The 1,003-nt window shown below is 64.2% G+C and carries 1 protein-coding gene; it reads left to right on the top strand.

All coding sequences use genetic code 11. The annotated features are described in order from the left end of the window. Window positions 1–76 precede the first annotated feature (76 nt). Window positions 77–973, top strand: a complete 897-nt coding sequence (locus ABH926_RS51490) for an IS982 family transposase (protein ID WP_370347999.1) — start codon at window positions 77–79, stop codon at window positions 971–973. Window positions 974–1,003 lie beyond the last annotated feature (30 nt).

The following is a 1,003-nucleotide window of genomic DNA, read 5'->3' as shown; positions in this document are numbered from 1 at the left end:
CTAGATGATTGAGTCCGAAGGCTGGGCTGGTCGTGGGCCTGCGTGACGGCATGGCGAAGGGTGTCGTTGTCTGTGTGTGAATACCGACCTCGACACCCTTCTGACCGCACTTTACGTCTTCGTGTCCGATCGCGTGGTCAAACGCCGACGAATAGGCTGCCCGCTGCTGCTGGATGATGCCGAGCTGCTGTGTCTGGCGATCGCCCAGGTGTTGCTCGGGTTCGCCCGGGAGCGGCATTGGATCCGCTACGCCCATGCTCACCTGCGGCATCTGTTCCCGTACATCCCAGGCCAGTCCGGTTACAACAAGCGGTTGCGTGCTGCCGGGCCGCTGATCACCTCGATGATCCGGGAGCTGGCGCTGGTCACCCCGACTGGGGTTGAGGATCTGCGCCTGATCGACTCCACGCCGGTACCGTGCGGTATGTCCCGGGAGACCGCCAAGCGCTCGGACCTGGCAGGTGAGGCCGGTTACGGCTACTGCGCCTCGCATTCACGGTTCTTCTGGGGGATGCGCCTGTATCTGCTGACCTCTGCCGAGGGCATGCCGTTGATGTGGTGCCTGGCCAATCCGAAACTCGGTGAGCGGGAGGTGATGACCGCGATGTTGGAGGTCGACCACCATCTCGTTGCCGAGGGCCAGGTGATCCTGGCTGATAAGGGCTTCGCCGGCGGCGAGTTCGAGCAGCTGTGCGCCGAGCTGGGCGTCCATCTGGTCCGCCCGGCCCGGCGCGGCAGTTCCGATCCGGTCTCCACCCCGGCCGAGCGCAAACTGCTGCGGATGCGCCAATGGATCGAGGCGATCTTCGACACGCTTAAGGGACAGCTGTCACTGGAGCAACACGGCGCCCGCACCCACGGCGGCATCTTCGCCCGGATCGGTCAGCGGCTGCTGGCGATGGCCGCAGCGATCTGGCACAACACCAAGACCGGCGCACCCAGCAAGCGATCACTAATCGCTTACGACCACTGACCAGCCCAACGATCGGACTCAATCATCTAG

Source organism: Catenulispora sp. GP43 (assembly GCF_041260665.1).
In the GTDB taxonomy this organism is placed as follows: Bacteria; Actinomycetota; Actinomycetes; order Streptomycetales; family Catenulisporaceae; genus Catenulispora.
This window is presented reverse-complemented; position numbering and strand designations above follow the sequence as displayed.